A 9,017-nucleotide genomic window follows, 5' to 3' on the forward strand; every position below is an offset into this window, starting at 1 on the left:
GTTTTATTGTATCAAAAAATGGCTTTAAGAAGTGCGGTTTAACTCGATGTAGGCCTTGCTTCGAGCAAAACACAGCGTTAGCGTAGTATGAGGAGCTTGGCTCCTTGTATGTGAGAGATAAAAATGGGCAAAAATAAGGTAAAATAATGACGGGTATTCTACAAAGTACCCTAATTTTGTACAAAAAGAGTTTTATGCTCACGATTAATGAAACGGTTATCCCTGACGGTGATTCCGAACTTGGGGACAACCTCCTCTATTACGACTATAATATCGACCATCTTTTGTCGCTGGAAGCGAAGGGGCTTACGATGGAAGATGAAGGGTATATCAGTGCATTTCGCTCATTTGAGGGGGAAGTGTATGAGAACTATATCTATGAAAAGCTTCTCCGATTTGCAACCAACGAACCGAAAATCAAAAGTTTTATCATTAAAGGTCCTCATAAACACCGCACCCGTGCACAGAGCGATGCCCTCTCGGTGAGCTGGAAAGGGCAGATTATCTATCGTGCGAGGCACAAAGAGATCGGAGAGTTCGACGGATTGCTTTTTACCGATAAAGAACTCTATTTTGTCGAGATGACATTGGTTAAATCGGTGAGCAATCTCAAAAAAAGACTCCGTAAAAAACGGGCGCTGCTCGAAGTTCTGTTTCCCCGATACAACGTCAAAGCGCTGCTGGTACTCAATGAAGGGGCAACGGGAACGTCTGATCTGCCGCCGTATGCTTCGGTATGGCTGACGAAGCCTTACAGCGCTCGACATATCCTCGATAAATTGAGCAATAAATCCCCGCGCGAACCGATGCGTCGAATTGAGAGTGCCAAAATCGCCCATGCGGAAGAATTGAAAATCGCCTCCTTTAAATATTACAGCACCCTTTCGTGGATGCTCCGTTCCCTCCGTGTCAAATCCCCGATCGATATGGATTTTTTCAATCGGGGATCTACCCAGCGTTATCACGATATTTATACGAAAGTGTATGTGGGATATCTCAGTGTCGAGGACTTTAAAACCGTTGCCCCTGAGGCAAAATTTGAGGGGAGCAATGCAACGCGTGTCGTTGTCGCGATCGAAAAAGACCACGTCGGAGGCTATTTCCTAACCTATTTTGTCCGCCACAGTTCCAAAAGACTGGACAATATTACCTTGATTGGTTCGAGTGTTCGGACAGAGAAAAAAGATCCGTTCGGGATTACCCTTACCGAAATGAACCATCTTGACAAAGTGATGGACGAGAGTTTTTTATTGACTCTGCCGGATCTGCGCATCCTCGAAGAGAAAATCAAAAATCAAAGCTTCATTAAAAATTCATAATTAACCGCTACCCTTCACAAAAAATTAGCCTATTTACACTTGGTAGGCTACACTTTTACGAACTATCGTAAAAAGGGCTCTTGTGAAAAAAATCATTGTTGTATTGTTGTTAATCGCCGTAAGTCTATGGGGTGCACCGTATAAAGAGGGGCAATCGGTTCCGCCGTTGGAGTTAAAAGATCAGTTCGGTACAAAGCACATTTTGAAAGTGATGCCGCATACGCTTATTATGGTATTTGAAAAAGGGACGAGCTCGACGGTAAATGACTATCTCGCAGCGCAGGATAAAGGGTATTTGAACGCACACAATGCCGCTTTTGTTGCCGATATCAGCGGGATGCCCAGTTTTATCACCAAGGCGTTCGCCATTCCTAAAATGCAAAAATATCCTCATATCGTTTTGTTGATCGATGACGAAGAGTTCGGATTAAAATTCCCGGGAAAAGAAGAGAAAATCACCATCATGAAATTCAAAGGCAATACCGTCGAGTCGATCGATTACGTGGGGACTGCGGATGAGCTTAAAAAGGCAATTGAGCAGTGATAACGCCACTCAAAGCACTTCGAAAAAACCGGTTTAAAACGGCGCTCATCTTTATCAGTATGAGTGTTTCGATTTCCGCTATTTTTCTGATCAGCGCGATCTCGGGCGGAGTGGTGAGTATGTACAGTGCGATGCTCAAAACCGATGGCGATATCATCGTTACTCAAAAAGGGATTGCAGATACCTTTTTCAGTGATATCAACCGCTCTTTTGCAGAACCGATAGCTAAAATGGACGGTGTCAAAGAAGTTTCAGCCTTGATTTTGGGAGCCGCTCCGGTCGAACCTCTGCCGATTGTGGGGATTTACGGGGTGAGCGAGGGACGGTTTAACAGTTATCACCTGACACAGGGGCGTTATCCTAAGCGAGGTGAAGTTTTATTGGGCTCCAAGATAGATGCTACGCTCAAACACCCTTCCGCTATCGTACTGTCTAAAAAAACGTTTCATGTCAGCGGTGTTTTTAAAAGCAAGATCGGGTTTGAGGATGGCGGCGTTGTAATGGGACTGGACGACGGAGGCGAATTGTTTCACAAAAGTACATCGATTTTCCTGGTCAGTTTGAACGATTTGAGCAAGAGTGATGCAGTCCTCAAGGAGATCGGAATGCTCGGATCTGATTTGGAAGCCAAAACCACCGACAGTTTTATCGATTCGTACAATCAGTTCAAAATCATTAAAACCAGTTCGGATGTGATCGGAGCGATGGCATTTTTGATGGGGATTTTGGGGATCGTGAGTATGATGAGTATGGTGGTGAATGACCGCAAGGGAGAGTTCGGAATTATGCGCTCTATCGGGCTCTCTCCGAGCGTCATTATTTTTAAACTTCTCAGTGAAACATTGATTATCGCGTTACTAGCGTTTGCCGTTGCATGGGGTGTGAGTGAGGGGGTGTTGGAGCTGATAAAACATGCCGATAAATTCCAAGGGTACATCAACGGCGAGATTACGGCTATTCTTTTAGTGAAAGTATTCGTGGTATCGGTAGTCATGGCATTGATAGGGACGCTGATGCCGGCAATATATGCTTCCCGTATTGACCCTATGAGCCTGATCCAAAAGGGGGGCGCATGAAGATTGTTGCGACCGGATTGGAGCATTATTATGGTCATGAGCAGGTTTTGCGCGGGATTGAACTGAGTATCGAACCGGGAAGTTTTACGGCGATCATCGGAGAAAGCGGCAGCGGAAAGACTACGTTGCTTTCGATCCTCTCAACACTGCTCCGTCCATCGAAAGGGGATGTGACATATGATGCCAAAGCGCTTTCTCAATGGGGGAGTATCGATGCGTTTCGACGCCGTCATATCGGATTTGTTTTTCAGTTTCACTATCTGATTTCGTATTTGACACTGAGAGAAAACATTGCCCTTGCTGCAATGGGGGAATTTCACGATCAGATTGATCCTCTCATGGCACGTTTGGGTATTGAACGTTTGGGAATGCGCTACAGTGATGAGGTCTCCGGAGGCGAACGTCAGCGTGCCGCGATCGCGCGATCGCTTATTAACCGTCCATCTGTGGTGTTTGCAGACGAGCCGACCGGAAATCTGGATACGAAAAATGCGTTGGGCGTTTATGAGCTTTTTCGGGAGTTCTCACGCGAAGATACGACGTTTATTGTGGCATCCCACGACAAAAAAATAGCAGATTTTGCCGATACAATTATCGAAATGGAGGACGGAGTTGTTAAAAACATTTCTAAACGATGAGCTTCCTCTCGCTCTTGTCTGGCTTATCCTCGGATTGATTGCAGGACTTATCTATTCACTGGAGATGCTGGGACTGGACGGGACACAGACGCTGTTTTCACCTGAGCGTGCCAGGTCACTGCATATCTCTTTGATGCTGTATGGTTTTTTCCCTTTGCTTCTGTCCCTTTTGCCGTTCGCATTGTTTGAAAAAGAAGGGGTATTGTCGCCGAGTGCAATAGCACATCTGCGCCGTTACTTCGTTGTTTGGAACTTCTTTTTACTCTTTATGTCTATGGCATTGCTGTTTGGGAACATTCGGGGATTACCGTTTTACGATTTTCCCTATCAACTCAACTTTCTCCTCGCATTCAGCGGTATTTTTTATCTGTTTGCACTCGTTGATGCCCTGCGTCGTTATGAAAAACGCCCTTTATGGGTGAATGTATCACTGGTGACGGTCATTGCGGCTCCGATTGCGTTAATCGTTTTGATGAATCCCCAATACGGACAAGTGGAAAAAACTCTTGTTGGACCTCACGGAGATAACACCTTAGGGATGAGTTTTGCACTTCTTCCGCTTTATTATTTGCTCATTAAACTCGAAGCGAGAGAGGTGTTTACTCCGCGATGGCCATGGCTCTGGATAGTTCCGCTGGGGGGATATATTCTCTCTTTGATTATTCGCAATTTTCTCCATTCACTGAGTTATAACGAAGAGTGGTTCTTTCAGTATCTGACGCTGCTCTACCTCCCTCTTTTGTGGAAATGGTGGAAAGAGAGTGCTCTGAGCTTCAGCCATAATCCGTATCTGTTTTTCTCGATACTGGCATTTGTTTTTGTGGATCTGGAGGGGAACCTTTTGTTTATCCCGCAGATACGGGAATTGATCCATCGTAACGATCTGGTCGTAGGACATGCCCACATTGCAATGGGAATTGCAGTCGCATTTATGGCATTGAGCATTGTTCATCGCTATCTTCCGGGGCTATTTACCCGTCTATTCGCTACTCTATGGACCACGATGGTGATGGGGATGGCTCTTGTTTTGAGTATCGCCGGTATGGTGGAAGCGGGATGGATTCACTCCGATGTTCAGATTTTCTTGGGCGCACGCTCATTATTCGGATTTATCTTGATCTTGGCGGTGGCTCAGATCCTTTGGCTTCGTATCAAGACCCGATATGTCAGTTTGATCGAAATGTATCACTGGCTCGGTTTTTTAAGCGATGCAGGGGGCGGATTGATCCTTTTGATTGCGGGGGGATGGATTTTTCCTCTGCTTGGGTGGCATTTTAGCGGAACCTATGAATACGTTGTTTTTGCCTTTATGATCGGGACGGGGATGGTACATTGGGCCGGATTGCAAGCCGATGCAGAGCGTTTCGCCTCTCTCAGTGCTACGATCCGTACTCTGGTCGCTTCGGTGTTTGCCGCACTCTACATGGCGGGGACATTGGATACGATCGCCTTGTTGGTCGCTCTTTATGACGGAGCTTTTGCCTTGATTTATTGGCTTTCTTTACGGGGTAGGGTGTGAATTTTCTCGTTATCGTTTTAGCGTCTCAGCTGCTGTATTACCTTCTTATCGCACAGACGGGAGTCGTCGGAGCCTTTGATTCGCACATTCATGATCTTTATACCCTCCCGATCGGCGGGATTATCGGAAGTTTGATGAGTGCCTATTGGCGTCATTTCAATATTCGGACAGAACTCTATTTCCTTTTTGGGATTCAGATAATAATTTCATGGTTTTATCCGGATTATTCGTTGGGGATGCTTTTAGTATTGGGATTTGTCGTGGGGTATACGACTCCGCTGCTGCTTTATATTTTCCGTTCACAAAGTACATTTCAGCTTGCCTTGGGCTTGGCAATTTCGTATAGTGTGGGGACAGCATTGTATACCTATCCGTTTATTGAACGTGGCAACATTGCGATTATTCTTCCTCTGATTTCTGTAGCAGCACTCCGTTTTTCACATGCGGATCATATCTCTGAACACGAAAAAAGTTCGTTTCATTGGGGAATACTGGCGGTAATGATGCTCTGGATTTTTGCCGATTCGGCACTGTTTGAGACCCTTAGCCGCTCTGGCGGTATGGATATTTGGCGAATGTATCCGTGGATTATTATCCCGACCCATCTCTTCGGAGTATTTTTGGCGTATCGATACGGGGGAGAATTTATGGGGCAAACGCGGGTTATCTGGAGTTTGTTTATTCTCAGCTATGTTTTGTATTGGATTAAAGAGCCGATTTTACTCTCTGTTGTCTATCCGATAGTGATTTCTTATTATAATGTTTTGCTATTTAAAGCGTTGATACGGTTAGCAGATATACGACTCATAGCACTTTCTATGGTTGGGGTCGGTTGGATCGCTTCCTCAATTGCTAACGGGATCGCTATAGAGCATCGCTTGTGGATAGCGGCATCAGTTTTAGGGATTTTCGGGATTATGTATTCAATTTATTACAGGAGAGTATTATGATAAAAATGAGTGTGTTGGCCTTTTTGGCTTGCGGAATGTTGTATGCGGGGCCTTTGAGTTTCGAATCGGGGACGATTAAAGCACATACAGAAGTATTCGGCGACAGTACGATTGATCCGATGGCGAAAAAAGCGACATCCCATTTGAGTATGGAAGCAAATCCTTCGACGTTAAAAGGTTCTATTGAAGTTTCGATGAACGATCTCTTCAGCGACAATAAAAAACGCGACGAACACATGCAAGAATCGCTAGAATCTTCCGTATTTCCAAAAGCGGTATTTGATGTGAAAGAGGTCGTTGCCAAAGGGGGGAATAACTACACCCTCAAAGGGACGATGAACCTTCACGGTGTCACTAAACCGATGAGTTTTGAGGGAACGATTGCTGAGGAAGGGGATAAAGTCCGAATCAAAGCTACAAGTGGATTAAAAATGACCGAATTCGGGATTAAACCGATCAAATTGATGTTCCTGACTGTAAGAGATCAGGTTGATTTGAATGTTGACGTGGACTTGAAACGGTAATATTTTCTTATGTCTTGGGCAATCTTTATCGCGATAGGATTATCCTCAGGAATATTGGCCGGAATTTTCGGGATCGGCGGGGGAGTCTTGATTGTTCCTGCGCTTATGTACATTGCGGGATTTTCTCAAAAACTGGCGATCGGCACGAGCCTCGCCGTATTGTTGCCTCCGATCGGTCTTGCGGCGGTTTTGGAATATTACCGAAGCGGAAATGTCGATTTTAAAGCGGCATTTATTATCGCGGCAATGGCACTAATCGGAGGCTGGATCGGCGCACGGATCGATAATCAGATCGATGCGCACACGTTAAAAATCATGTTCGGAGTGTTTTTGATCTTTATGGGCGGCTATATGATTTTTGAGGCTAAATGATTAGTGTGTACGTGCCGTATTGAAGCGATAAATTTCGCCTACACGAAGTTTTTGCGGATGAAACGAAAAATTGTTTGTTCGGGTCAGTTTCTCGAACCACTCGATCGGCTCACTCAGCGGTTCATCCGAGAGGATAAAAGTTCCATAATGGATGGGGATAAGTGTTTTTGCACCTAAATCATGTGCTGCTCGGAGTGCTTCGGGCGGGCTGGTATGCATTTGTTTCATGATCGCTTCGGGACGATAGGCTCCGATCGGTAAAAATGCTTCATCGATATCGAACTTCTCTGCTATCTCTTTGAAATGCTCCCCATAGGCGGTGTCTCCCGAATGGTAGATCGTATGCTCTGCATTTTGGATGACGTATCCTCCCCACAGTGCTTTGTTCATATCAAAATGGATACGGTTGCTCCAATGCAGACTAGGGACGAGAGTGATAAAAAGTCCCCCGATCATCACTGACTCCCATAGTTCCAATTCAAAACACTTTTCCCGTGCAATATGCCCTTTCAAATACCGCCAAAATCCTGCCGGCGCAACGATAATACACTCCGGATTTTGTTTGAGCAGTGCAAACACAGAGGGTTTGTCAAAATGGTCATAATGGGCATGGGTAATGAGGATGACGTCGGCGTGCAGTACCTCTTTTGCGATGGGAAGAGGGCTTTGACGGCGGAAGAGAGGGATATTTCCCAATACGGGATCAATCGCTATCGTGGTATCTGCGAGTTTGAGCCATACGCTGGCATGTCCCAGCCACAGCGCATATTCCCCCTCCGGCAATCTCTTTTGCGGTATTATCGGCAATGCGGCTGAAGGGGTTCGCTTTTTAGAGAGTGATTTGGAAAACTGCCATTTCAGAATTGTTTTGAGAGAGACTTTCGGTGATGTGTATCGCTGCATTGGGCCTACTGCTGATGAGACCCGTCGCAAAACGGTTTTCTGCCTGATCGTCCGCATCGGCAGAGCCATTTATCGGTTTCAACATCGGAAGAAAATTTTATCGGCGATTTATCGGTTCCCTCATGGTTTCCGTCACAAAACGGGAAAGTGCTCGAGAGACCGCACGTACAATACCAATACTCTTTATTGGCATCCAACGACGCTTTAAACGGTTCGTTTATAAATTTAGTTTCCATGATAAGCCTCCACCGGAGAATAATTAAGCATCATAGCACGATTTTGGTATTGCCGTAAATATAAGCAGAAAAAAAATATTTTGTAAGAACAAGGTCTAGAAAAAGGGAAGCGTTCGCTATACAATACTCCAAACGATAAAAGGTTAAAAAGTGAACAGCCAAAACACTGAACAAGCAGACAGATATCTCTCTTTTATGAATATAGATTGTTACAAGCACGCTTCCGATGTGATCGACTGCATCCTGGAAGTAACCAAAGACGAACGCTATACTAACCGTTTTTGGGAAGCGTTCAAAGCAAAAATCCCCCAATGCTACTATGAGCACAAGTCCGATGAAAAGGTTCTGTATCATATCTGCTCGTCCGTATTTTATATCGAAGAGTTATTTGAACAGAGCGGACATACTGTTGGGCTTGAACTGATGACGACATGCGAATATCAGTGTTGCTAAGAAAAATTATCGTACTTTCTTTATAGAATCACAAGGGGCATCGGAATACTATTCGCGCATTAAAACCGGAGTAGTAGTACATGGAGCAGTTTGCCTTTATCATAGCCTTATTAGTGATCGGCGTGTTGCTCCAAAAGGCCGATGCTCCGGTTGATTTTGCCAAAAGCCTCAATTTTTTTGTGATCTACGTATCGCTTCCCGCGACGGTATTGATCCAAGTTCCTAAAATCCATCTCGATCTCTCAGCTCTCGGAGTGATTCTGACCCCGTGGCTGCTGCTGCCGATTACCGTTGCGATCGTATTCGCCATGACGCGCAATCAGCCTCCTCATGTCCGCGCCGCACTTTTACTCGTCATGCCGCTGGGGAATACGTCGTTTGTCGGGATACCGATCGTCCATACATTGCTGGGCGAAGAAGCCATTCCGTATGTCTTGATGTACGATCAGTTCGGGACGTTTTTGATGCTGTCGCTCTACGGTG

Annotated in this window: 12 protein-coding genes; 10 read left to right on the forward strand and 2 right to left on the reverse strand. The window is 45.3% G+C overall.

The features are described from left to right. Positions 1-194 precede the first annotated feature (194 nt). The 8 genes from PHP90_RS08245 to PHP90_RS08280 all read left to right on the forward strand — a co-directional run bounded on the left by PHP90_RS08245 (position 195) and on the right by PHP90_RS08280 (position 6,942). A complete protein-coding gene (locus PHP90_RS08245) occupies positions 195-1,319 on the forward strand; it encodes a hypothetical protein (RefSeq protein WP_299928058.1) in 1,125 nt (374 codons plus the stop codon). 82 nt (positions 1,320-1,401) lie between these two features. Next, on the forward strand, positions 1,402-1,863 hold the full coding sequence (locus tag PHP90_RS08250) for a hypothetical protein (RefSeq protein ID WP_299928060.1): 462 nt from the start codon (positions 1,402-1,404) through the stop codon (positions 1,861-1,863). Then, a complete protein-coding gene (locus PHP90_RS08255; protein WP_299928062.1) occupies positions 1,860-2,939 on the forward strand; it encodes an FtsX-like permease family protein in 1,080 nt (359 codons plus the stop codon). The genes PHP90_RS08250 and PHP90_RS08255 overlap by 4 nt, the downstream gene beginning before the upstream one ends. Continuing rightward, positions 2,936-3,577: an ABC transporter ATP-binding protein gene (locus PHP90_RS08260; protein WP_299928065.1), complete on the forward strand. Its 642-nt coding sequence runs from the start codon at positions 2,936-2,938 to the stop codon at positions 3,575-3,577. The genes PHP90_RS08255 and PHP90_RS08260 overlap by 4 nt, the downstream gene beginning before the upstream one ends. Further along, positions 3,552-5,096 (forward strand): hypothetical protein, encoded by a 1,545-nt coding sequence (locus PHP90_RS08265; RefSeq protein WP_299928068.1) that lies wholly within the window; start codon positions 3,552-3,554, stop codon positions 5,094-5,096. Before PHP90_RS08260 ends, PHP90_RS08265 begins: the two co-directional genes overlap by 26 nt. Next, the gene (locus tag PHP90_RS08270; protein WP_299928071.1) at positions 5,093-6,046 is read left to right on the forward strand and encodes a hypothetical protein; all 954 of its coding nucleotides are present in this window, start codon (positions 5,093-5,095) and stop codon (positions 6,044-6,046) included. Before PHP90_RS08265 ends, PHP90_RS08270 begins: the two co-directional genes overlap by 4 nt. Continuing rightward, on the forward strand, positions 6,043-6,570 hold the full coding sequence (locus tag PHP90_RS08275) for a YceI family protein (protein ID WP_299928074.1): 528 nt from the start codon (positions 6,043-6,045) through the stop codon (positions 6,568-6,570). Before PHP90_RS08270 ends, PHP90_RS08275 begins: the two co-directional genes overlap by 4 nt. A gap of 9 nt (positions 6,571-6,579) precedes the next feature. After that, positions 6,580-6,942, forward strand: coding sequence for a sulfite exporter TauE/SafE family protein (locus PHP90_RS08280; RefSeq protein WP_299928077.1), 363 nt, complete (start codon positions 6,580-6,582; stop codon positions 6,940-6,942). On the opposite strand, the gene PHP90_RS08285 is transcribed toward PHP90_RS08280, so the two are convergent. Both PHP90_RS08285 and PHP90_RS08290 read right to left on the reverse strand, forming a co-directional pair. Then, positions 6,943-7,845, reverse strand: a complete 903-nt coding sequence (locus PHP90_RS08285) for an MBL fold metallo-hydrolase (protein WP_299928079.1) — start codon at positions 7,843-7,845, stop codon at positions 6,943-6,945. A gap of 5 nt (positions 7,846-7,850) precedes the next feature. Beyond that, entirely contained in the window at positions 7,851-8,081 is a 231-nt protein-coding gene (locus PHP90_RS08290; protein ID WP_299928080.1) for a CDGSH iron-sulfur domain-containing protein, read from the reverse strand. A gap of 150 nt (positions 8,082-8,231) precedes the next feature. On the opposite strand from PHP90_RS08290, the gene cowN reads away from it, so the two are divergent. Both cowN and PHP90_RS08300 read left to right on the forward strand, forming a co-directional pair. After that, positions 8,232-8,534: a N(2)-fixation sustaining protein CowN gene (gene cowN, locus PHP90_RS08295; protein WP_299928082.1), complete on the forward strand. Its 303-nt coding sequence runs from the start codon at positions 8,232-8,234 to the stop codon at positions 8,532-8,534. An 80-nt stretch (positions 8,535-8,614) separates the two neighbouring features. Further along, a partial coding sequence (locus PHP90_RS08300; protein WP_299928084.1) for an AEC family transporter occupies positions 8,615-9,017 on the forward strand: 403 nt, incomplete at its 3' end.

The sequence above is a fragment of the Sulfuricurvum sp. genome (assembly GCF_028712165.1).
Classification (GTDB): Bacteria; Campylobacterota; Campylobacteria; order Campylobacterales; family Sulfurimonadaceae; genus Sulfuricurvum.